The 22,013-nt window shown below is 48.8% G+C and carries 21 protein-coding genes and 1 tRNA gene; 10 read left to right on the top strand and 12 right to left on the bottom strand.

The window, feature by feature from the left end; all coding sequences use genetic code 11:
* Positions 1-68: 68 nt before the first annotated feature.
* The 6 genes from ICL55_RS21585 to ICL55_RS21610 form a co-directional block, all read right to left on the bottom strand.
* Positions 69-1,244 carry an NRAMP family divalent metal transporter gene (locus ICL55_RS21585; RefSeq protein WP_343067841.1) on the bottom strand — a complete coding sequence of 392 codons (1,176 nt, stop codon included), beginning with the start codon at positions 1,242-1,244 and terminating at the stop codon, positions 69-71.
* The gene (gene pxpA / locus ICL55_RS21590) at positions 1,241-1,981 is read right to left on the bottom strand and encodes a 5-oxoprolinase subunit PxpA (protein WP_188101226.1); all 741 of its coding nucleotides are present in this window, start codon (positions 1,979-1,981) and stop codon (positions 1,241-1,243) included. The genes ICL55_RS21585 and pxpA overlap by 4 nt, the downstream gene beginning before the upstream one ends.
* Positions 1,968-2,954: a 5-oxoprolinase subunit C family protein gene (locus ICL55_RS21595; protein ID WP_188101228.1), complete on the bottom strand. Its 987-nt coding sequence runs from the start codon at positions 2,952-2,954 to the stop codon at positions 1,968-1,970. Before ICL55_RS21595 ends, pxpA begins: the two co-directional genes overlap by 14 nt.
* A complete protein-coding gene (pxpB, locus tag ICL55_RS21600) occupies positions 2,951-3,661 on the bottom strand; it encodes a 5-oxoprolinase subunit PxpB (protein WP_188101230.1) in 711 nt (236 codons plus the stop codon). Before pxpB ends, ICL55_RS21595 begins: the two co-directional genes overlap by 4 nt.
* A 75-nt stretch (positions 3,662-3,736) precedes the next feature.
* On the bottom strand, positions 3,737-4,618 hold the full coding sequence (locus ICL55_RS21605; RefSeq protein WP_188101232.1) for a hypothetical protein: 882 nt from the start codon (positions 4,616-4,618) through the stop codon (positions 3,737-3,739).
* A gap of 80 nt (positions 4,619-4,698) precedes the next feature.
* Entirely contained in the window at positions 4,699-6,135 is a 1,437-nt protein-coding gene (locus ICL55_RS21610; RefSeq protein ID WP_188101234.1) for an MAC/perforin domain-containing protein, read from the bottom strand.
* A 218-nt stretch (positions 6,136-6,353) separates the two neighbouring features.
* On the opposite strand from ICL55_RS21610, the gene ICL55_RS21615 reads away from it, so the two are divergent.
* From ICL55_RS21615 to ICL55_RS21625, 3 genes are all read left to right on the top strand, one after another.
* Positions 6,354-8,351, top strand: a complete 1,998-nt coding sequence (locus tag ICL55_RS21615; RefSeq protein ID WP_188101236.1) for a WD40/YVTN/BNR-like repeat-containing protein — start codon at positions 6,354-6,356, stop codon at positions 8,349-8,351.
* Between the two features lie 176 nt (positions 8,352-8,527).
* Positions 8,528-9,085, top strand: a complete 558-nt coding sequence (locus ICL55_RS21620; protein WP_188101238.1) for an NADPH-dependent FMN reductase — start codon at positions 8,528-8,530, stop codon at positions 9,083-9,085.
* A gap of 40 nt (positions 9,086-9,125) precedes the next feature.
* Positions 9,126-9,692: a dihydrofolate reductase family protein gene (locus ICL55_RS21625; RefSeq protein ID WP_188101240.1), complete on the top strand. Its 567-nt coding sequence runs from the start codon at positions 9,126-9,128 to the stop codon at positions 9,690-9,692.
* A gap of 13 nt (positions 9,693-9,705) precedes the next feature.
* Here ICL55_RS21625 and ICL55_RS21630 read toward each other — a convergent pair whose 3' ends face one another.
* The 3 genes from ICL55_RS21630 to ICL55_RS21640 form a co-directional block, all read right to left on the bottom strand.
* On the bottom strand, positions 9,706-10,068 hold the full coding sequence (locus ICL55_RS21630; protein ID WP_188101243.1) for a nuclear transport factor 2 family protein: 363 nt from the start codon (positions 10,066-10,068) through the stop codon (positions 9,706-9,708).
* Between the two features lie 111 nt (positions 10,069-10,179).
* Positions 10,180-10,785 carry a hypothetical protein gene (locus tag ICL55_RS21635; RefSeq protein ID WP_188101245.1) on the bottom strand — a complete coding sequence of 202 codons (606 nt, stop codon included), beginning with the start codon at positions 10,783-10,785 and terminating at the stop codon, positions 10,180-10,182.
* 220 nt (positions 10,786-11,005) lie between these two features.
* A complete protein-coding gene (locus ICL55_RS21640; RefSeq protein WP_246496473.1) occupies positions 11,006-11,623 on the bottom strand; it encodes a hypothetical protein in 618 nt (205 codons plus the stop codon).
* Positions 11,624-11,726: 103 nt separating this feature from the next.
* On the opposite strand from ICL55_RS21640, the gene ICL55_RS21645 reads away from it, so the two are divergent.
* Positions 11,727-12,647 (top strand): winged helix-turn-helix domain-containing protein, encoded by a 921-nt coding sequence (locus tag ICL55_RS21645; RefSeq protein WP_188101247.1) that lies wholly within the window; start codon positions 11,727-11,729, stop codon positions 12,645-12,647.
* Positions 12,648-12,699: 52 nt separating this feature from the next.
* Here ICL55_RS21645 and ICL55_RS21650 read toward each other — a convergent pair.
* A tRNA-Pro gene (locus ICL55_RS21650) sits at positions 12,700-12,773 on the bottom strand.
* 75 nt (positions 12,774-12,848) lie between these two features.
* Positions 12,849-13,667 carry an AraC family transcriptional regulator gene (locus tag ICL55_RS21655; protein WP_188101249.1) on the bottom strand — a complete coding sequence of 273 codons (819 nt, stop codon included), beginning with the start codon at positions 13,665-13,667 and terminating at the stop codon, positions 12,849-12,851.
* 100 nt (positions 13,668-13,767) lie between these two features.
* Between ICL55_RS21655 and def the strand changes: the two genes are divergently transcribed.
* A complete protein-coding gene (def, locus tag ICL55_RS21660) occupies positions 13,768-14,340 on the top strand; it encodes a peptide deformylase (RefSeq protein ID WP_188101252.1) in 573 nt (190 codons plus the stop codon).
* A 16-nt stretch (positions 14,341-14,356) separates the two neighbouring features.
* Positions 14,357-14,854: a hypothetical protein gene (locus ICL55_RS21665; protein WP_188101253.1), complete on the top strand. Its 498-nt coding sequence runs from the start codon at positions 14,357-14,359 to the stop codon at positions 14,852-14,854.
* Here the strand turns inward: ICL55_RS21665 and ICL55_RS21670 are convergent.
* Complete coding sequence (locus ICL55_RS21670; protein WP_188101255.1) at positions 14,851-15,312, bottom strand: hypothetical protein; 462 nt, start codon at positions 15,310-15,312, stop codon at positions 14,851-14,853. The genes ICL55_RS21665 and ICL55_RS21670 overlap by 4 nt on opposite strands.
* Positions 15,313-15,392: 80 nt before the next feature.
* Between ICL55_RS21670 and ICL55_RS21675 the strand changes: the two genes are divergently transcribed.
* The 4 genes from ICL55_RS21675 (at position 15,393) to ICL55_RS21690 (ending at position 21,721) form a co-directional block, all read left to right on the top strand.
* Positions 15,393-16,301 carry a LytTR family DNA-binding domain-containing protein gene (locus tag ICL55_RS21675; protein WP_188101257.1) on the top strand — a complete coding sequence of 303 codons (909 nt, stop codon included), beginning with the start codon at positions 15,393-15,395 and terminating at the stop codon, positions 16,299-16,301.
* 232 nt (positions 16,302-16,533) lie between these two features.
* On the top strand, positions 16,534-19,284 hold the full coding sequence (locus tag ICL55_RS21680; protein WP_188101259.1) for a TonB-dependent receptor: 2,751 nt from the start codon (positions 16,534-16,536) through the stop codon (positions 19,282-19,284).
* 23 nt (positions 19,285-19,307) lie between these two features.
* The gene (locus tag ICL55_RS21685) at positions 19,308-20,588 is read left to right on the top strand and encodes a parallel beta-helix domain-containing protein (RefSeq protein ID WP_188101261.1); all 1,281 of its coding nucleotides are present in this window, start codon (positions 19,308-19,310) and stop codon (positions 20,586-20,588) included.
* 77 nt (positions 20,589-20,665) lie between these two features.
* Positions 20,666-21,721 (top strand): SO2930 family diheme c-type cytochrome, encoded by a 1,056-nt coding sequence (locus ICL55_RS21690; RefSeq protein ID WP_188101263.1) that lies wholly within the window; start codon positions 20,666-20,668, stop codon positions 21,719-21,721.
* The last annotated feature ends 292 nt before the right edge of the window (positions 21,722-22,013 follow it).

A 22,013-nucleotide genomic window follows, 5' to 3' on the forward strand; every position in this document is an offset into this window, starting at 1 on the left:
TATTCAACGCTTTCTACCTACGAAACCCGCTATTAGAGCGGGTTTTGTAGGTAGAAAGATCACCGACGTTATTTTATCCATGCGATCAATGTAACCGCGCTTAACCATCCCATAATGAGCACCACGCACCAACCGATGGTCTGCATCCATACCGGATACCGGTAGGCGCCCATTAGTTTCTTTTTTAACGTGGCTATCAATATCACTGCCAGGGCTACCGGTAAGATAAGGCCGTTTAGCGCGCCGGCTGTAATTAAGAGCTTTACCGGATTGCCAACGAAAATGAAGATGATGGTGGAGAAAACAATAAAGAAAGATATGATCCAGCGTTCGTATACTGCTATCAGTGGATGAAATGTTTTGAGAAAAGACACCGAGGTATAAGCGGCGCCTACTACGGAAGTGATGGCAGCGCTCCACATCACTACGCCAAAAAACCGATAGCCCGCTACGCCGGCCACGATGCGGAATACGGAAGCCGGCGGATTATTGGGGTCTAGTGCAATGCCTTTGGTTACTACGCCCAAAGTGGCCAGGAATAGCACGGTACGCATAATACCGGTGATAATGATCCCGTTGACGGCGCTCTTGTTGACCAGCTTTAGTTGTCCGGTCCCGGTGATGCCTGCATCCAGCAGCCGGTGTGCGCCGGCGAAACTGATGTAGCCGCCAACGGTGCCACCTACCAGCGTAATGATCGCTTTGGTGTCAATCACGGAAGGCCAGAAAGTCTGCCGGACGGCTTCTCCCAGTGGTGGCACGGAGCTGATGGCGATGTATACGGTCAGCAATACCATCAACAACCCCAACCAGCGGGTAAACTGGTCGAGCATATAACCCATCTCTTTTATCCAGAAAACGAATAATGCAATCGCACAACTGAGTAGTGCGCCATAGATAGTATCCATGCCCGTGATCACCTGTATGCCCAGTCCGCATCCCGCTATATTCCCGATGTTGAACGCCAGTCCGCCGAGTACGACCAGTGCTGCCAGCAGGTAACCCAGTCCGGGCAGCAGGTCATTGGCGAGGTCCTGCGCGCGGCGTTCAGTAATGGCCAGCACGCGCCAGATATTGAGCTGCGCGCCGATATCCAGTAAGATGGATATCAGTACCACAAAGCCGAATGCGGCGCCCAGCTGCCAGGTGAAAACAGTGGTTTGCGTCAGGAAGCCCGGCCCGATAGCGGAGGTGGCCATCAGGAAAGCGGCGCCCATGATGGCGGAAGATTTTTGTTTACTCACGGATGTTGAATAGTTAGGTGATGATGAAGCAAGGCAGTATGTATGGCGCGGGCATATTCCAGGGCATGGGCACCATCGCCGTGTATGCAGATGGTTTCTGCTTTCAGCGGAATAATCTTCCCGGACAGCGCGGTCACTTCCTGCCGGGTGACCATTTGTAGTACCTGGCTAACCGCCGCCGTTTCCTTGTCAATCATAGCGCCGGGTTGTGAGCGGGCTGTTAGTGAACCGTCGTCCTGGTAGCTTCTGTCGGCAAATACTTCGCTGACGGTCTTCAGTCCCGCTGCCGCCGCTTCACTGATCAGCAGACTGTTACTCAGTCCGAAGAGCCGTAAACGAGGATCGACATCCTTCACCGCTTTGGCAATGGTTTGCGCCATCGCAGGGATGCGGGCGGCCATATTATACAGCGCGCCATGAGGCTTTACGTGATGCAGTGGTACGCCATGGGCGCGGCAGATGACTTGCAGGGCATATAGTTGCGTGCACACCAGGTCATACAGCGCCGGATCGGTGAGCTGCTGCTCCTTCCGTCCGAAGTTCTCCCGGTCTGCAAATCCGGGGTGTGCGCCTATGGCCACGTTGTGTTCCATAGCCAGCAGCACGGTTTTTTTCATGGTGTTGGCATCGCCGGCATGATAGCCACAGGCGATGTTGGCACTGGAGATAAAGGGCATAATGGCGGCGTCATTGTCCAGCCCTTCGCCCATGTCACAATTAAGATCAATATAATTCATATGGTAACAACCATTTTTCCAAATGTAACTGACTGGCATGTTGCAGGTAGCGTATCGCTCTTTCCTGTTGCCACAGCGCTTCTTCAGCGGCTTCCCGGTCGGTGATGCTGAACTGCAATGATTGCCCCGGCTGATATTGGGCCAGCGCAGGTATATCGGCAGTCGCCACATGTGCTGCCACCGGATAACCGCCGGTAGTCTGATGATCGGCTATCAATATGATGAGCTGTCCGTCGGGGAGTAGCTGGATGGCGCCTTTGCATATGCCGGCGGATAATTGTTCCTCTTTTTTATGCGTACGCAGGGGCGCGCCATTTAGCCGGAATCCCATCCGGTCGCTGTGCGGACCTATCCGGAAACTGCCGGTCAGCAGTTGTTGCTGCGAGGGCGCATCCAGCATGTCCCAGCAGGCGCCGGGCAGGATGCGGATGGTATCTTGTGTATTATACAGGTGGTCTGTGGCAGCTGTCCATGGGAACATATGCCTGTCACCGATAGTTTGTAATGGCTGACGGAGGGGCAGTTGATCGTTCTTCCGGAGGGCCCTGCCTTTAAAGCCACCCTGTGCTACTTTAAGATGTGTGCTGCAACTGCCGAGCCATGGTGTGAGGGCGAACCCATACCGGACAGCCAGGTAACAACGTGCGCCGGTACGGAGCTTTTCAAAAGCGAGCATCGCGCCGGCAGGAACATATAATGGTTGGTGTAAGGGTACCGCCCGGCCGTCGATAGTAGCGCTGAAATCGGCTCCCGATAAGGCAATCAGGGCGGGTGCTTCAAACAGGTATTTGCCGGCAGGGAAATGTAGTTCCAACACTGCTTCATCAGGCGGGTTGCCGGTGAGCGCATTGGCTACGGCCATGGCTATACGGTCCATCACACCACCCGGATTGATCCCGAGGTGTTGAAAACCATATCTGCCTTTGTCCTGTATGGTGTCCATGATGCCCTGTTGTAATACGACTATGCTCATTGCTCCTGTTGTATCTGTCTGAAAACTTCCGGCGTTATTGGTATGAACTGCACGCGGTCACCGGGTCGGCAGTAGCAGGGATCGGCACTTGTGGCATCAAACATGCGCAGCGGTGTTTGTCCGATGATGTTCCAGCCTCCCGGAGAGGTCAGCGGATAGATGCCTGTCTGTATGCCTGCAATGCCCACGCTGCCGGCAGGCACCTGTAGCCGCGGTTGTTGTCTGCGCGGTGTTGCCAGCTCGGGGCAGACTTCTCCCATATAAGGAAATCCCGGCAGGAAACCTGTCAGGTACACGGTGTAGATGGTCTGTGAATGCCAGGCAATGATGTCCGCTATGTCTACATTCCTGGAGGCGGCCATCTCGGTAATGTCCGGACCCAGTGATGGATCATAACATACCGGAATTTGCAGTTCCCGGGGAGCAGGGAAAGTGATGGTTGCCTGTGTTGTTGTTTTCTCCCGGATATAGGTGGTCATCCACTGTAGTCCGGGCACACGTTCCCGGCGTCTGAGCTGCGCGGCATCATATACGATGGTTAAGGAGGCATATGCCGGTATCAGGTCGAGGATATAGGAAGATGACCCTGAGCGTAGGCTGTGATAGGTTTTCATCACCTCCTGATGTATTGCCATACTTATTTGCTGCTCCCATTTCAGGATAACAGCGCTGTCTCCAAGCGGATGTATGACATAGCCAGCATTCATTGTAACAAGATAATGTTTTACCGCGGGAAAAACAGCAGCAGGGATATTATTTTGTTATTTCCGCGAAGAGGGTGGTTATTTTCCCAGTCCCACCTGAACGCCGGCAGTGAACTGCATGGCCTTGCGCGTTGCTCCGTTGAATTGTGTTACAGGCATCGCGCCGTTAGCCAGATAGAGCCGGTCGACGCCTTTGCCTGTTTGCTGGTAAGTATATCCAAAGCCGGTATGGAGCATCAGATGGTGAGACAGACGATAGTCGATACTGATACGGTCGGTGATGCCTACACCATTGGCTTTATCTTCAAAACTGAGCGGGTGCTGAAAAGTTTTGACGAGGTTCCAGTTAGCGGTAGCATGAAATGTCAGTTGCGCTGCGGTGAATTCATTGGTCAGCTGCCATTTTGCAGATAACCGGAAAACAGCGGCCAACCGGGCGGAGACGCCGTTCCAGTTGGTGGCATAGGTGGAGTTCAATCCTACACCTGGGTCTAACATGTATAACTTTTGCAGTTGAATGGAATAACCTACGCTGGGGATTAGTTCTACCAGGTGTGTATGCAGGATAGGATAACCAATATGAAAATGATATGCCTGCACGTTTCCCTCATGGGCCGCAAAGTGGCCCTCATAACTGTTGACAGTGCGGTGATTACCGAGATAATCCATATCAGACACACGCCCCTGGGTAATAAAAGCATAGTCAAAATCGGCAGCCAGGACTAGTCTGCGCCAGGGATTCCAGTGGAGATGGCCTGCCACGCAAGGCCCGCCAATATTTCTCCATATAAGCTCTGAATAGATATCCGGGTTTTCTCCATGAATATTGCCAGCTACAGACCATTGAAAATTTTCCTGATGGTAGCCTGTCATCAATCCAACAGAGAATTTTTTTTTCAACTGGCCATCAGCCTGATAAGACAGCAGGTATATGAACAGAAAGGCAATACAACGTTTCATCAGCTATCATGATAAAAGTGTACCGCAGCTCGCGGTACACTTTATGAATAGGAATCGGTAGTAAAATTTAACCAGCTATCTTAAAAGAGCCAGGGCGCCGAAATATTGAATGGCTCATAACCGGGTCCTTTTATTGTGGCGGTCCAGGCCCATTTGTAATAGTTGCCGCCAACATATGCGCCCAGATTCCAGTCTTTCTGCACCACGCCGGTGGTCTGGCCTGCGGGGATTACTCTGGTTGCCTTGTGATCAGAGTTTTCCAACGCAGGTAAATTCATGTAGTAATCATATGGACGACCTACCGCCGTGAATACTTCAGTCGCCATGTTTACTGTCAGGTCTGCGGGAACCACCTGCGGTGTTTTCTTATCTCTGTAGAAAGCTCGTACATATACATCTCCCACATAACCTGCCGAGGTGTAGTGCATATTCTCATATACGGTACTGATATATAATTCAGTGATCATCACCACACCGTTGCTGCTCAGATACTGGATGATATAGTTTCTTACCGCTTCCTTTTTATTCGGGTCGCTGATGAACTCGTACAGCGGAACCAGGCCATTGGGGCCGAAATTAATTAACTGCGCATTTTGTACCGTCGAACTCCCTTGCCAGTTTTGTATATTGATAACCGGGTTGTTGGCGCCCACCTGAACAGTGCCGATCAGGCCTTTGCTGGGGTCGCCGCCGTGGGTTACGTAATGCAGTTCCTGAGAGGAATTGGATTGTGCGGAGCTGTCACTGTAGCTAAAACCGGTGTTGATGTTGAATATTTTTCCCACACCAGCGGTTATGCCGGCTGAAACAGCAGTTGTTCTGTTACTGGAGGTTGTTTCTGAACGATACAAGAGTTCCAGCTTAGCGCCCAGGATGATATCGGTGAGTACGTGCGTACCATATTTTTGCACCAGCAGCTGTGGGCTGCTGTGTTCTACATCGTACAGGAATGTAGGTTGTAAGTATTGTTTCAGCAGATCCACATCAGCATTTGTTTTTACTCTTTTCTGCTGAATAGTGAGATCATAGCTGCAATAGGCATATCGCGAATAAAAAGATTCGCTGCCTGCAAATGAAGTGCTGACGGAAGCTTTAAACAGGCCAACACCAACAGAACCGCTTATATTAAGTGATTTTTTTTCGAGGTAGGATTTGACATTTTCCCCTGCGATTAATTTACCTTCCTGTTTGGTAGACAGGTCCCATTCCACCCTGGTGGGATAATCTCTTTTAAGTGCTTCGGCATTAAAAACGGAGTAGGTGGCAGAGGCGGAATTGGCATATTCTCCGGTAACATCATAGCCATATCCGAGCAAGTCATTTTGGCCGTCACCGGCCGACCGGGCTTTAGTTGGCGCACCACTATCCTGAGAAGTGATATCTTTTCTACAGCCATAAAAGGTTGTCATTAATAGCAGGCCACCGATGATGGTTGGTTTAAAAATGGTTCCGAATTTGGCATGCAGTGCCGTTGACTTCAGGGAAGCCGAAAATAGGGATTCTCTTTGTTTTCTCATGAAATTTAAGTCTTAGGGATTTATATTAATGATGTTGGGTTAATGCTGGGTTAATTAATTAGTTGTCGACTATTCTGAGTATTGTAAACTTAGTAAAGAGTTATGAATATATATGGAAATAAATTTAACTAGATAAATTCTGGGTTCAGGATGATTGCTTACCTTAACATATCATCACCTCGTTTTGTATTAATTTATCAGGAGCCAACGATATCGCTATGAACAGAATTATGATATCCCTTACACTATTCCTTTGCTGTGCTGCCGGCCCAATCAGGGCGCAGCGGTCCGCACCATTCCCTTTTCAAAGTAATGCCAGGACCCTGAATGTGTCTCCTCAAGGCAGCATGGCCATCACTACCAAAGGGGGAGAGCTTGCCTATGCTGATTCTGTCAGGGGATTATGGCGTAGCGCTGCACCCATGAATGAAGGAGGTAGCTCCTCGGGCCAGTTATTGGAACGTACCAATCTGTTTAATAATGATACCGCCTTTACCTCAGGATTCATCAACAATAAAGGTAAATATGATATCATTTACAGAACAGAGAATGCCGGAAAGACCTGGACAGCCGTGGATTTCGGGCAGGATGGATGGATAGACGCCACAGCCAACCTTTCCAACGGGGAAGCCTGGATGAGCATCGCCGGGAAGGGCGTTGCGCATACAGCAGATTTTGGGAAGACCTGGGAGATTTCACTGGCGAGGCAGGACCAGCGATACAGTACAATGTTTTGCAATAATAAGCGGGAAGGAATAATGGGAGCTGTTTGGAACTCACTGCTTTATTCTTCCAATAACGGTAAAAACTGGGTGCCGCTGAAGACACCGCTGGACCAGAAAAAATATGACAAGACAGACCCCAATAAACACCCGGAATTTGACGATGTCGCCATCTTTAAAAATTACTTCCTCGTGAAACAGGAAGGTATGGTTTTCATTACAGGAAAGGATTCTTTAGCCTGGAAATATGTCAGGAATATTGAAAGCTTCTACGCAGATCCGGAACATGATGTATTGTATCTCTGTTTGAAGGATAAGTCTATCCTACACGTCAATGAACGGCTGGACACGGTAGCAGTAGGTAAAGTGGAAGGTCCGCCATTTTCCGGCACCTGCGTGAATCGTAATCTTTATTTGCACATCAATAATGATGTGATTTGTATCTCCGGTAATGAAAATATACAGCGGTTCCCTGTTCTGTATTTAGATACTACTACTGTCACTACTGCTGTGGAGGAACCTCAGACATTTGGGATGTCCCCTGATCGTAAATATTATTATGGTATCGCTGGTGAGATGATTTATAAAACGAAAGTGGAAAAGGAAAAGTGGAAGCCTGTCCGGAAGCTTCCGGTAAGTCTTGATGTGAGTACAATCAGATTTAATCCCCAAAGGAATGAAATAGCCTTCGAGATGGATGACGATTCTATTTATCATCTTAACATAGCTGATGGTCAAACAAGAGTAGATCGCAAAGGGGAATATCTGTCCCGGTTTCAGCAACATCCTGTTAGTAAGATAACCGTCTCTTTGGGTAGCTATGGTTGTTTTCATAGTTATAGCGACAATCTCAAATACGAGCGGGATGGAAATGAGTTTGTATTGATGGACAACAGTTCGAAAGGAACAGAGCATGCCAAACAAATGGGATCTTATGTAGAAGTAATACCGGCAGATGATGTGAGCCGGTTGGTGAAAGCGGTATGTAATGATCACAGCAGGCTGCCGGGTATTGCTGATCTGGGATTTACTAAAAAGGAGTTCGACCGGTGTAAAAAGGATATTCAGACGTTTAGGGCCGATAGAAAAACAGAGGACAAATTTGGAGGAACTTCCTTTTATATAGGGCAAAATAATGTCGATTTTGATAAACTGATTTCATTGGTAGACAGTATTGGAACATTAGATAGTGTGGCAGTGGGTGAAATCCTTCGGAACAGCAATAATTTTGGCAGCACCACTACCGACTGGATGTCAGTAACGCTGGTAAATGATAATTCAGCGGTGCTGCAAATCCATTATACATACTATCAACAGCCTAATGCCATGCGTTTGCCCTGTGCCTTATTTTTTAATGACGAAACGTTGGCGGCGTTTACACCGGAGATCACTCGTTTCCTGGAGAAAAATTGTCCTTCTTTGATGAAAGATAGGAACCGCATGCCTTTGTTGTATGATATGGTAAAATACCTGTATGCAAAGAAGGGGGAATAAATTCTTTCATTCGGTGATCACGATGTCAGCCACTGCCATAATGATGGGGCCCATAGTGTGGAAAATTATGCCCATGTCCCGGAGGATTTTATGATGTCATTATAGCGGTAACGCATAAGTGGAGCGTCGTTTTCGAGGCATGGGGGAATGGCATAGTATATGACGACACCCTTCTTATGAATTACAACATTATAGCATTTTCCGGCAGTTTGAGAAAGGAGTCCTACACGACCAAACTGGTAAAGGCGTTTCAGCAATTTGCTCCGCAGCAGATGACGGTGAACTATGTGGAAATCGGACACTTACCTTTTATTAATCAGGATTTAGAAGCCAATCTGCCTGCGGCTGTCCTGGACCTTCATGAGACAATAGCAAAGGCAGACGGCGTCATCTTCGCCACGCCTGAATATAACAGGTCTTATTCTCCGGTGTTGAAAAATGCGATTGACTGGGGATCACGGCCGGAAGGGGAGAATAAATGGAAACGAAAACCCGTGGCCATCGTTGGCTGCACACCTTATAATTTAGGTGCGTTCGGTGCTCAGAATCATCTCAGGCAATCTATGATGTATTTGGATATGGTCCCCTTACAGCAACCGGAGTTTTACTTAGGTAAAGCGGCTGAAAAATTTGATGCCGCCGGGAAACTGACAGATGAAACGAGCATCAAAAAAATAATAGAATTATGGGAGGCGTTCGCGCCACTGATAGCAATGCATGCTGAAAAAAAATAACTAGCCTATATTGCAGGAGTAGTCGATTAAATGAAAGTATATGCGAAAAGTAATCTTAAACCTGGCAATAACTTTCGATGAACTGATTGAAGGGCCTGATGGCCAGCTGGATTGGATCGTCAAAGACGAGACAATGGACTACGCCGATATTTTGAACGAAATTTTAAGTGATAAGGATATCATTTTTTACGGCCGCGTCGCCTACGAAAAATGGGGGAACACTCAGCCGGAAGAAGGGGCGCCGCAGAAGATCAGGGAAGCCTATAAACTGCTGCACGCAAAGAAAAAATATGTATTCTCCAGAACGTTGACCGGCGACGGAACAGACACCGTCTTTATTGGTTCCGGCATTAAGGAGAAAGTGCTGGAAATTAAAGCACAATCCGGAAAAGATATCTGGCTGTATGGAGGCGCAAAAATTGCTGCTACTTTTTTAAACCTGGACCTGGTCGACGAAGTGAGGCTGGCCATCCATCCGGTGATTTTAGGAAAAGGGAAACCACTTTTTCAGGAAATTGTGAACAAGCATGACCTCGAATTAATAGACGTCAAAAGTTATAAGTCAGGTGTATTACTCGTAAAATACAACGTCAAAAAGGGTGTATAGCGGCGCTGCCCCGTTACTTGTTTTCCAAATCGCTTTCAGTATGCATGGCGCAAACCCAACTGCCATTTTCTTTTATCCAGGTTGATGTGCAGGCGCATTTCATCACTTGTCCATCATAGTCCAGCTCAATCAGATAACCAATCATCCCGTGGTCCTCGCCGGTTTGTACCTGTTCGTCGGAAACGCTTTTTACCTTCATGTTCCTGTTGCCGCCTTGTTCGAACATTTTCCTGAAACCGGGTTCATCGATGCTCGCCACACCTCGCCTCCCTGCTACAATACAAGGAAACTTTGTCAGGCTTCTGATCGTTTCATAGTCCTTGTTGGACATAGCATTCCAATATTTCTTTTCGAGATCTGAGATTTCATTTTTCATAACTACTGTTTTTGTTTGTAGTGGTATGACAAAAATCAGACCTGCCCGACCTTTCTATGTGATTTAAGGTGGTTCTCTGGTGGATTTAGCGCGCTTTTGAGCTGCCCTCCACTATTTTTTAATCAATGTATCTATAAGGTTGATGGTTTGCTGCTGCTGCCTGATAAATCCTTCAAGTTGTCTTGTGGTTGGCAAGTTATCCTGTTGGTGTTTTTCAACAACAGGCAGGGTCCTTACAATTCTCAAAACGGTATGAAGGTCTGAAATTTTGGCGTCGTTTATTGGAATGGTTTTCAGCAAATCATGGTGTTTGGCACTTCCCAGGTCATATTTTGCAAGGGTGCCGGCAATTAAAATTTTCATTTTTTCTCTCAATAAGGAGTCTTTGATTTTTAGGGCCTGGTTGTCCGCTGATCTGAAATACGATTGGATTTTCTGATCAAACCTTTCAAATAATTTAAGAGAGTCGTGCTTACTGCTATTGAGATCGTTAATTTGCTCTTCCAGTCTCTTTAGCTCCACGTCTTTGCTGGCAAGCTCATTGTAGAGGTCTTCCATTAAATCCTCGGAATATCTGAGCTTTGAAGCAACCTCAAAAGAGTTTTTGTCTTCCAGTGCTTTGGGCGCCTCCTGTTGGGGTTTGTCTGATGTATGGTTATTGCCACAGGAAGTAAGTATGAATGCAAATATTGCTGATAAGCATATGTTCTTCGTCATATAGGTATAGTGTTGTTTAAGTGTCTAAATTTTGCGCCGAAAGAATCAACCGTTCTAATGTAAGCATCCATCCTTTCAATTGCAAAAAAGGGTAGCAAAATTTATATATTGGGGTCTTTAGCCCCAATTAAAGGCAGGTGTAAAAATTTACAGGATGGTGTGGAGACCATCCTGTAAATTTTGCAGGAGCCAGGAACAAAGCATAAGTGTGTGCGTTTGATCAGCAACCGTCTTTGCGAGGGGCACGTTTATAAATTACTTTACTATCTCGTTCTACATAGTCGCCCGATACGATTGGATATAAATACTTGGGTGCCCACGATACACTACGGCTTCTTATGATTATTTTGTCGTTGACTTTCAGGCTGTGCAATTGCTGGAATTCATGAGCGTTTTCCAGCCCAAAACTGAGAATATAATCGTCACCGTTAATCCTGGCCATCACTCCGAAACCTAATCGTGAGCCTGGCGGAAGGGAAAGAGAGGTTACAACAGCCTCCATATTGCTGGAGGCACTTGTATACTTCCTTATTTTAGCAGCACCGGCAAGCACTTTTTTACCTTCGGGAGATGCTTCCCATTTTTTGTACTTTATACCCTCAGGGGTAGCTTCCCATCTTTCCCTGTCGGCTTTCATTTCGGCAGCAGAGGGTGGCTTAGGAGTTGATTTTTCAGGAGGACCATTTTTGATTTCGTGACCGGCAAATACTAGTCCGCTTACCACCACCAGTGGTAAGATCAACGCATAAATAAATTTTTTCATGTTTTTTGTAGGTTTAAACCTGGACCTGTCTCCTGATAAATCAGATCCGTTGAAGGCATTTTTTTTGTTTTTCATATCTTATAAAATTGATTTCAACGAAATTAACTCCCTGTTTTTCGGCCTGGAAATCAGGATTGTAAATAAAAATGTAACCTTTGTAAATAAAATGTAAAGTAGTATGTCTGATAGCCCAAACCTCCTCTCCGGGAAACGTAAGTACCTGTTCGGGTTGCTGTTGTTTTTGTTTATCTCCCTAATAGGTGTGGCTTTCGGCATCAGAGATAGGGACGATTTTGACGTCTCCAGAAGAGAAGTTTTGCTCCGGAAGATAGGACATGAACTACTTTTACAGTCGGGTGACAGTACATCACGGGTACTTCCCGTGGAAAAACTCGGTGACAATGAATACCAGGTGAGGTTTGAGAAAGAATTTACGTTTCAACCCGGCTCCCTGGTGAGCACTACTCAGCGTTTGTTGGCCCAAGACCCGTTCGCAAGTGATTATATTGTTAACGTACTTAACTGTGCCAATGCCAGTGTCGCTTATGGATATGCTATATCAAAAAATAAGAAGGATGATATTGTACCCTGTTTGGGAAGAAGGCAACCCGTAGCATGTTACATCATCAACATTAAATTTAAACCATCCGGTATCACGACCGCAAAAAATACATATTTGCTGGGAGGAGGCCTGTTATGTTTGGCCGTTGTCGGTCTTATTTTTTTCAGGCCTGTTAAACCGCGAAAAGTTTTACCTGTGGATGATCAGCATACGGACATGATCACTTTGGGAGCAGTGTTGTTCGATACGAAGAACCGGAAGCTGATCATAGACGGCATAGCAACAGACCTGACCGGAACTGAAACCCGTGTACTCAGCATTTTCGCAAAGTCTCAAAATGAGATAATTGAGAGAAGCAGGTTACAAAAAGAGATATGGGAAGATGAAGGTGTTATTGTAGGGCGTAGTCTGGATATGTTCATATCAAAGCTTAGGAAGAAATTGGAACCTGACCCGAATATCAAAATTGTGGTGATACGCGGAAAAGGATATCGGCTTGAAGTCAGCGCTTCAGAAGAATCTTACCGAATCCGGTAGGTAAAGCCAATAAAAAAAGCCAGACATACATTACTATACGTCTGGCTTCTTGTCGGGATGACTGGATTCGAACCAGCGGCCTCTTCGTCCCGAACGAAGCGCGCTACCGGGCTGCGCTACATCCCGTTTTTGCTCGGGGCCACAAATTAACCACGATTTTCTTAAAAATCCAAGTTTTTTTAATGTAGTGGTAGAAAGCCTTTACTGTATGACTTTCTGTAGAAAAGTACCGGGTGCTGCGCCGGTAAACTGTTTGAACTCTTTGATAAGATGATTCTGATCGTAATAGCCATGGTCCAGGGCTATGGCCATAAAATCGGCTGGCCGGGGAGGCAGCAGCTGCAGACAGGCCTGCACAAAACGATGCTGCCGCAGGAACATTTTGGGAGGAAGACCGGTGTAGTAGCGGAAGTTGCGTTCCAGCCATTTGTAGTTGACACCCAATAGCGAGGTTAGTTCTTTCACGGTCACCACGCCTTTACGTTGACAGATATACGAAAACGCGGCTTCGAGCAAACCGTTATGCCCCGGCTGCTCCGGTAGCTGCGTGGCCATCCATGCTTCTGCGGCCTGTATTTTCTGTGGCAGATCGGCAGCGGAGCTCACCTGCTGCTGAAGGGTGGCACCATCGCGCCCCAGCATATCGGGGAGACTCCAGGCGGCGCCCTGCTGCAGGCGTGCCGGCAACAAAGGCCAACGCTGGTAAAAGAGCACGGGGTTGAACCGGATGATGAGCAAATCGCCTTGTGGCTGTGGTAACTGCAGCCTTGTCTTTTCCAGGTACTGGCTGCTGATCCATGCGCCGGCGAGGGTAGTGGCGGTATCACCGGTGGTAAACGTGACCTGATCGGACGGGTGCGGCAGGAAAGCGATAGTGGGCATCCCGTCGCTGACGGCGAGGCAGTTTTCCTGCAGCTGACTGGCCGGCAGCACGTAAAAACCGGTGATCAGCCGCGACAGCGCGGCAGATGGCCGGATCATATCCAGACTTTGTATGTATTGGTACAGCGTCACGGGCATATTACAAATGTACTGGTGCCGATGCGGCCGGAGAAATAAATTAATGTCTAATATTTACTACGAGGCTACAGCGGGTCGCTGCATTTTTGTGCTCAAAAACATGATACTTCCTGTTATCGCTTATGGCCATCCGGTGCTGCGTACGGCCTGTGCAGCAGTGCCGGCAGATATGGCCGGTCTCCCTCAACTCATTGCCGACATGTGGCAGACGCTGGAACGCGCCCGGGGCGTGGGACTGGCAGCGCCGCAGGTCAATCAGCCGCTGCGGCTGTTTATCGTGGAAAGCCAATCCACCTTCGCGCACCTGGGCGAAGAAGAACGCCTCACCCTTTTCCCTGATGGCGCCGGCATCCGCGAAACCTTCATCAATCCAAAGATCACGGCTGTTTCGGAACAGACCTGGGAAGACGAGGAGGGGTGCCTCAGTATCCCCGGCCTCTGGGCGCGGGTGAGACGCCCATGGAGCATCACCATCGACTATCTGGATGCTGCGCTGCAACCGCAGGTACGGACCTGCGCCGGCCTCACGGCCAGAATGGTCCAGCATGAATATGATCATCTGGATGGCCGCCTGTACTTCGATCATCTGTTGCCGCTACAGAAAAAGCTGCTGGCCGGTAAACTGGAAAAGGTGCGCAAAGGCTACTACCGGGCCGGTTATCCGATGAAATAAATCGTACCTTGCCGGTATGAAAATGAGCCAATATCTGCGGCAGGGGAAATCCGAAAACTATCAGGATGCGGAAGAGAAAGGTCTGCTGAAAGCCGGCGACGTGGCCCGCCTGCTAACGAAAAAATTCAAAGAGAAAATATCCGCAGCAGAGCTGACGCCGTTTGCCTCGGAATGGCATCATGCCGGCGTATTTAAATCCGGTAACGCTTTGAAAGGAAAACGGATTTACTTTTTTTCACCGGCAGCGGTGGAAAAGATAACGCTGGAGCGGATCCTGGCCGGGCGGCAACTACCAGTGAAGGATACTCGCGCGGTAAAGGGATGGTACCCGCAATATTTTCGTATGACCGACCCCGTAAGCCGGCGTACCTATAATAAAGGTTTTGTGGGTATCTACGAAGGGCCGGCACATAAAGCGCCGAAGGGGTTCAAATCATTGCCGGATGAGGCTTTTGCCCGTGCTGTGCAACAAAAAGGAAAAGAGCTGAAAGCAGGGGAGGACCCCGTCTTTTAGGCTTGTATCGCTGTTTTTATCCGGCGATAGCCTGATGTAAAAACACCTGCCGGCAAATAACGTTCTACCCTGTCAAGTATTTCAAGAAAAGGCTCTTTGCGGTAAAAATTGCGGTCCAGCCGCAACTTACGACCGCCGTAACGGATAATCAGTTCCACTTCCCGGTATCGTCCCACACGCTTCAGGTCTACGCTGGTAACATCGGTCCACTGAAAATGATGCGGCCGCAAGCCTCCGGTATACCACACTTCCTGAGGACTAAGCGTGAGTTTAAGTCGCGGATAGGCATACATGGACCACGCCAGAAAAATAAATATCAGGCTCATAAAAACGAGGCTGTCTCTTTTATGCTGTGAGAACTCCACATAGGCAACAAAGACGCCCAGGCTCAACATAAACACAGCGCCTGTATAACAAAGGTTACGGTACCAGTTCGGAAGAGTAAATGTTTCCTGCATATAACGAATATATTACTTTCGCGCCTGCTTTGTTGTTTCGCATGAAAAAACGTATATTAAATACCGAAATACGCCACGGTATGAAAAGTTTGCCAACACTCCCGCTGGTCGCAGACCAGCCCCGCTTCAGCCTCCTGGACCCGGTGCGGAACAGGATTGAACTGATCATTTTCTGCAGTGTTTTCAGTTTTTGTTTCATGTATGTTTTCCTGCCCTTTAATATCAATATGTGGTATGAAGGACAACATCTGCACCTGGTCGTGTTCTTCGGTATATTTACCGGTTGCGGGATACTGGGGCTCACTATTTCACAATTTCTGCTGGCAGGTTGGAAAGTACGCCGCAGGCTCACCAACGCCACCTACCTGTGTTGGCTGCTGGGGGAAATCGTGCTCGTCGCGTCCATCGTGACCATGGTGGACGTGCTGCTCACCGATACTTTTTTCTTCACCTGGAGCGAGTTTATCAACACCCTGCGATATACCGCGCTGATCATGCCCCTGCCATATATGATCTCCCTGCTCTGGTTTTTCTCCCGGGAGAAATATAAGCAGTTGAAGTCACTGGAAAACAGGGTGTCACAGATACCAGGACCACCCTCCCCGGTGGTAAGCCTCCCGGCGCTGCTGCCGGTAACAGTGCCCGACAGCTGCCTGCAAATAAAAGATGAACAGGGGAAGACGGTCCTGTCGGTGCATCCGGCCAAACTACTCATGGTCAAAGCGGAAGATAACTACGTACAGGTGTTCTATCGTAATGGCAGTTCCATCAGCAAAGAGCTGGTGAGGGTGCCCCTCAAAAAAATGGAAACACAACTGACAGGCAACGGCTTCGCCCGGGCACATCGTTCCTATCTGGTCAATCTGTCTAAAGTGGTACTTTTTAAGAAAAATTCAAAAGAGTGCTTTTTACAGATTGAAGGAATGGAAGATACCCCCGTTCCCGTTTCCGGAACTTATCTGCCGGTATTTCAGTCAGCCTTCGGCTGATGATATCGCATAAATATCAAAATGACAAAATATTAAAACATCAAAATGGCCCAATAACCAACAGCCTGTCCCTCAATAGTCATCCAATCTCAAAATATCAAAATCTCAAAATACCTAAATTCCATTTCGCCCCGTATGTGCCTGATTTCACCCCAAACCCGCCGCCGTGGGCATGTTGCCACGGGTGTTTTTGGTAATATCGCCTTTGTCAACCTGTCTAAATTCCACCCTGATGTTCAAAGTCTTATTATCAACCATTATTTGTCTGATGGGTTTTATCCATCTGTCGCAGGCCCAGATCACGGTCTCGGGCAACGTGCGCAATGCGGACACCAAAGAGGTGGTCCCCGCCGTATCAGTAACGATGAAAGAAGCACCTAACGGCGACTATACCAACGATCAGGGAAACTTCCGCTTTTCTGTAAAGAAACAGTATCCCGTTACCCTGGTTTTTTCATCCCTTGGATTTGAAACCAAAGAGGTGACCGTCGCTAGTGCCGGTCCACTGAAAATAGAGCTCACCCCCGTATCCGTCCTCGGACGCGAAGTGGTGGTCTCCGCCAGCCGTTTTACCCAGAAGAAGATCGAATCACCCGTTACCATCGAACGAATCAGCACCAAAGAAATCATCAACTCCCCCCAGCCCAGTTATTTTAATATGATACAGGGCCTCAAAGGGGTGGATGTCACTACCTCCAGCCTCACCTTCACCACCATCACTACACGCGGTTTTAATACCAGCGGCAACACCAACTTCACCCAGATCGTTGACGGCATGGATAACCAGGCTCCCGGCCTCAACTTCCCGCTCGGTACAGCTATCGGCCTCACCGAACTGGATGTGGACAACCTCGAAGTGCTGTCCGGCGCCTCCTCCGCCCTCTATGGCTCCCGCGGCCTCAATGGCACCCTCGTCATGACCGGCAAAGACCCGTTCAAATACCAGGGCCTCAGCGCCCAGATCACCCAGGGCGTGAACCACGTCAGCAAAGGCAAAGCCAACGATCCTTTCGGGCCATCGCCTTACTACGACTGGACCGTCCGCTGGGCTAAAAAAGTGAGCGACAAATTCGCCTTCAAGATCAACGTACAGTACATCCAGGCTAAAGAATGGATGGCCACCGACACCACTAATACCAACGGCCCCGGCGGCCCGCTCACCGACCCCAAATACAACGGGGTAAATATGTACGGCAGCAAAACAACGGTAGACATCAACCCCTTCCTGATGGCCGCGCTGCAACAGACGCCGGAACTGGCGCCCCTCATCAACCCGCTGCTGGAAAAAGGCAGCAACTATGTGGCCCGCACCGGTTACCCGGAATACGGCTACCTGAGCAACGACGCCAAATTATTAAAGGCCAACGTAGAGCTGCGGTACAAAATCAGGCCGCGACTGGAAGCCATTATCTCCGGCACCTTCGGCAAAGGCAACGCGGTATACAGCAACGATACCCGCTATGCCCTCACCAACTTCGAACTGGGCCAGTACCGCGCGGAACTGAAAGCGGAACACTGGTTCCTCAGAGGCTATACCACCCGCGAGAACTCCGGTAATACCATTATCGCCAGTCCTACGGCGCAACTGATCAACGAAGCCTGGAAGCCCAGCTTCAACCCCGCCACCAGCGACGGCTGGTATCCGCAATATACCGGAGCGCTGCTGGAAGCGATGGCAGGAGGTAAAAGCTACCAGGATGCCAGCAACATCGCCCGCGCCTTTGCGGACCAGGGCCGGCCGGATGCGTCCAGCCCGCTGTTCCAACATCTCAAAGACAGCATCTCCTCCCTGCCTACTTCCAAAGGAGGTACCCTGTTTCTCGATAAAAGCAAACTGTATAACGTAGAAGGACAATATAATTTTACCCACCTCGTGAAATTCGCGGAACTGATAGCTGGCCTCAACTACCGCCTGTACCGCCTCGATTCCAAAGGCACACTGTTCCCCGACAACGACGGTCCTATCGATGTGGCGGAATACAGCGCTTATGTCCACGCCACTAAAAAAGTGCTGAAAGAGAAACTCAGCCTGAGCGCCGCTTTCCGTTATGATAAAAACACCCTCTTCGAAAAGCCCCGCATCACCACCAGGGCGTCGGCAGTAGCGGAGGTCAACCGCGAAAGCTTCATCCGTTTCTCTTACCAGAACGCCTATAGCTTCCCTTCCAATATCCAGGCGCTGCAGAGTACCCCGGTCGACTATAACAGCTTCGCTTCCGGCGGCTCTTCCAGACTGCTCAACGGCGTATATCAGTTTGACCGGTATCCGGCCTATACCCTGGAAAGCGTGACCAAATACCAGCAGAGCAACAATCCGGCTGATCTGCAAAAATTTGCCCTCAACGATATCAAGCCACAATCCGTTGATGCCTTCGAGTTAGGTTATTCTTCCCTGATCGCCAAGCGGGTGCTGATAGACGTGCTCGGCTACTACGCTACCTGGAAAAACTTCATCGGCTATGTGAACGTGGCCAATACCCCCGGTACCGACGACCCTACGGCCTTTAAAGACCACAGCACCTATATGGCCTACAACATCGCCTACAACGGCGCGGAGAAAGTGAATACCTATGGTTACGCCGCCAGCGTCGGCGTAGACATGTCACACAATTTTATGGGGAAAATCAATTTCTCGTCCGACTTCCTCCAAAACAGAAACAACAGCCAGGTCAACAACTTTAATACACCGAACTATAAATTCAATATTGACTTTGGCAATACCGGCTTTGGCAACAAAGAACGTTTTGCTTTTAGCACAACTTTCCGTTACCGTCCGGGTTATTTCTATCAGATTGGATTTGCAGCAGGCAACGTGCCAGCCTCCGCCGTGATAGACGCGCAGATCAGCTACCGGCTGTTACAGGCGCATTGCAGGATTAAACTGGGCGGCACCAATATCACCAACGTGTATTACCGTAACGGCTTCGGTAGCCCGGCTATCGGCGCTATGTACTACGCCAGCTTTTCATACAACGTATTTTAATCATTTATAAAAATGGAAATCATATGAAACGACACAACAGATATCCTATCCTGGCCCTCGCCCTGGCAGGCCTGCTGATGGCATGCCAGTCGTCGCAGGAACACAAGGACGGCTACAAAACAAAACTCACCTTCGGCCCCGGCGATGAAACCAAAATAGCCGAAGCTTTTCTGACCCTCAAAGACAGCACTAACATCTACCTGAAAGAAGGGACCTATAAGTTTGATAACCTGAGCATCGCGCAGGTGAAACATATCCGCATAGAAGGCGCCGGTCCCGATAAAACAATACTCGACTTCTCCTCCCAAAGCCAGGGTGGGGAAGGCATCCGCGTAACAGACGTGCACGGCTTTGCTATTCACGGCATGACACTGAAAGACTCCAAAGGGGATCTCATCAAAATAAATAAAAGCCAAAAGGTGTTCATCACCTACCTGCACGCCATCTGGTCGGTCTCCGATTCCACCAGCGGCGGATATGCTATCTATCCGGTGATGTGTAAAAATGTGCTGATAGAAAACTGCTATGCACAAGGTGCTTCCGACGCAGGTATCTACGTAGGGCAAACCGACAGCGCGGTGGTGCGTAACTGTAAAGCCTACAAAAACGTGGCAGGTTGTGAAATTGAAAACACTTCCAACGCACAGGTGTATAATAACGACTTCTATGGCAACACGGCCGGCTTCCTCATTTTTGACCTGCCCGACCTGTCTCAGCGCGGCGGACATGTGAAAGCATACAACAACCATTTCCATGACAACAACGAGCGCAACTTCGCAAAGGCAGGCAGTTTTGGGTCTACCTGGGGCGTGGGGAATGCCGCTCCCGGCAGTGGAGTGGTGATATTATCGGCTTCCGATATTGAACTGTACAACAACCGCATCCTCAACAATAATTCCAGCGCTATCTCCGTGGTGTCCGGATTTTTTATTGATCCTAATGCGGGCGCTAAAATGAATGATCACTATGACCCTATACCTAAGAACATTCGCATCCATGACAATGAAATGCAGGTGGGCGACAGCTTTCCACCAGCTGTTTATGAGCATCATACCGGTAAAATACTGGTTGCGCTTGAACAACAGTTGAACGCGCAGGATCCTGCCCGTAAAAACGCCCGCCTGCCTTTCATTACCTACGACGGTATCACGAGTAACGTGCTCACAAAAGGTGCCGCCGCTAATCCCGATTCCATCTGCATCAGCCAGAAACAACCTAACCTGTTTGTGAATGTACACGCATTACAAATGGGGACTAAAGAATGGCGTCCTGATACGGATGTGACACCGTTTGTATGTAAGTAGTAGATTGATTTTTTGATTTTCGATTTTTTGATTTTCGGATGTCGCTCACCAATATTTGTTTTTAATTTTTTAGCGAGATGAGGAAGCCTTGTTTGCTGTTATTGATGTTTGTTTCACTGCTGGCCTGGCTCAACAGCTGCCAGCAGCAACCTGCGGGGCAGGCACATGCTGGTTTTCAGTTTAAGGAAAAACTGTCTGATTATGGATTTTTTACCGGCGATCTGAAAGCGCTTACCCCCCGTAAAGGAGTGACACATTATGAACTGTCAACGCCGCTGTTTACCGACTATGCGGTGAAAGACCGTTTTGTGGTGCTGCCGGAAGGACAGGCCGCGAAGTATACCGCCCATGGCGCGCTGGATTTCCCGGATTCTACTTTTATCATCAAAAATTTCGCCTATACCAGTCCGGAACACAAGAAGGTGATGATAGAAACACGGTTGTTGTTCAAAGACCCGGCCGACAAAGGCTGGAAGGTGATGAACTATCTCTGGAACGATCAGCAGACAGATGCCGTGAAGTGGATACTGGGCAAAAAGATCCCCATCACTTTGCTGGACGATAACGGAGAGAAAATTTCCACGACCTATCAGATGCCCAATACCAATGACTGTAAACGTTGCCACATCAATAACAGTGTGCTGACGCCTATCGGTCCGAAGGCACGCAACCTCAATTTTACGTTGGCCGGACAGCCGTCCAATCAGCTGCAGCAGTGGGCCTCCGCAGGCCTGCTCCAGGGATTGCCGGCGTTGAAAGATGTGCCGCAGCTGCCCGACTGGAAAGACAGTACGCACTATTCCGTCGACCAACGCGCACGGGCCTACCTCGATGTGAACTGCGCGCATTGCCACACCAAAGGCGGCGATGCGTTTAATACAGGCCTGTTCCTCGAATATGAGCAGACCGGCCACGATCAACTCGGTATCATGAAGCAGCCGGTATCTGCCGGCGGTGGCGCCGGAGGGCTGGACTACGACGTGATCCCCGGTGATCCGATGCACTCCATACTGGTACATCGCATGAACAGCACAGAGCCGGGTACCGCCATGCCCGAACTGGCCCGCACCGTGATCCACAAGGAAGGCGTAGCACTCATTACCCGGTGGGTGGCGCAGATGACATCAAAATAATTTGCTTCCCAACGATAGTGATGACAGGGCTGACCAAATGGTCGGCCCTTGTTATTTCAATCCCCCCAAGCTGAAGCCCTGGGCTACGTTGTTTTTCAGGTTCGTTCGAGGCATGAGCAAAAAGTATGGGCAGGGCATTTATTTTAAGCGGCGCGGCAAAGAGATACGTATAGGATAGGTGAAGGATACGTGAAGGTTGATCGAAGAATACTAATTTATAAACATGTAAATCAATTCGTTGTAAATATTTGATTAATAATAATATCTCAGAATCCGATATTGTTTTATCTGA

The sequence above is a fragment of the Chitinophaga varians genome (assembly GCF_014529945.1).
Lineage (GTDB): Bacteria > Bacteroidota > Bacteroidia > Chitinophagales > Chitinophagaceae > Chitinophaga > Chitinophaga varians.

Bases quoted from the DNA above. Each gene is read 5' to 3' on its own strand.
- ICL55_RS21675 (WP_188101257.1), top strand. From the start codon at position 15,393: ATGAAAAGTTTGCCAACACTCCCGCTGGTCGCAGACCAGCCCCGCTTC.
- ICL55_RS21595 (WP_188101228.1), bottom strand. From the start codon at position 2,954: ATGAGCATAGTCGTATTACAACAGGGCATCATGGACACCATACAGGAC.
- ICL55_RS21645 (WP_188101247.1), top strand. From the start codon at position 11,727: ATGTCTGATAGCCCAAACCTCCTCTCCGGGAAACGTAAGTACCTGTTC.
- ICL55_RS21665 (WP_188101253.1), top strand. From the start codon at position 14,357: ATGAAAATGAGCCAATATCTGCGGCAGGGGAAATCCGAAAACTATCAG.
- ICL55_RS21640 (WP_246496473.1), bottom strand. From the start codon at position 11,623: ATGAAAAACAAAAAAAATGCCTTCAACGGATCTGATTTATCAGGAGAC.
- ICL55_RS21605 (WP_188101232.1), bottom strand. From the start codon at position 4,618: ATGAAACGTTGTATTGCCTTTCTGTTCATATACCTGCTGTCTTATCAG.
- ICL55_RS21620 (WP_188101238.1), top strand. From the start codon at position 8,528: ATGAATTACAACATTATAGCATTTTCCGGCAGTTTGAGAAAGGAGTCC.
- ICL55_RS21635 (WP_188101245.1), bottom strand. From the start codon at position 10,785: ATGACGAAGAACATATGCTTATCAGCAATATTTGCATTCATACTTACT.
- pxpA (WP_188101226.1), bottom strand. From the start codon at position 1,981: ATGAATTATATTGATCTTAATTGTGACATGGGCGAAGGGCTGGACAAT.
- ICL55_RS21630 (WP_188101243.1), bottom strand. From the start codon at position 10,068: ATGAAAAATGAAATCTCAGATCTCGAAAAGAAATATTGGAATGCTATG.
- ICL55_RS21685 (WP_188101261.1), top strand. From the start codon at position 19,308: ATGAAACGACACAACAGATATCCTATCCTGGCCCTCGCCCTGGCAGGC.
- pxpB (WP_188101230.1), bottom strand. From the start codon at position 3,661: ATGAATGCTGGCTATGTCATACATCCGCTTGGAGACAGCGCTGTTATC.
- ICL55_RS21615 (WP_188101236.1), top strand. From the start codon at position 6,354: ATGAACAGAATTATGATATCCCTTACACTATTCCTTTGCTGTGCTGCC.
- ICL55_RS21690 (WP_188101263.1), top strand. From the start codon at position 20,666: ATGAGGAAGCCTTGTTTGCTGTTATTGATGTTTGTTTCACTGCTGGCC.
- ICL55_RS21655 (WP_188101249.1), bottom strand. From the start codon at position 13,667: ATGCCCGTGACGCTGTACCAATACATACAAAGTCTGGATATGATCCGG.
- ICL55_RS21680 (WP_188101259.1), top strand. From the start codon at position 16,534: ATGTTCAAAGTCTTATTATCAACCATTATTTGTCTGATGGGTTTTATC.
- ICL55_RS21610 (WP_188101234.1), bottom strand. From the start codon at position 6,135: ATGAGAAAACAAAGAGAATCCCTATTTTCGGCTTCCCTGAAGTCAACG.
- ICL55_RS21625 (WP_188101240.1), top strand. From the start codon at position 9,126: ATGCGAAAAGTAATCTTAAACCTGGCAATAACTTTCGATGAACTGATT.
- def (WP_188101252.1), top strand. From the start codon at position 13,768: ATGATACTTCCTGTTATCGCTTATGGCCATCCGGTGCTGCGTACGGCC.
- ICL55_RS21670 (WP_188101255.1), bottom strand. From the start codon at position 15,312: ATGCAGGAAACATTTACTCTTCCGAACTGGTACCGTAACCTTTGTTAT.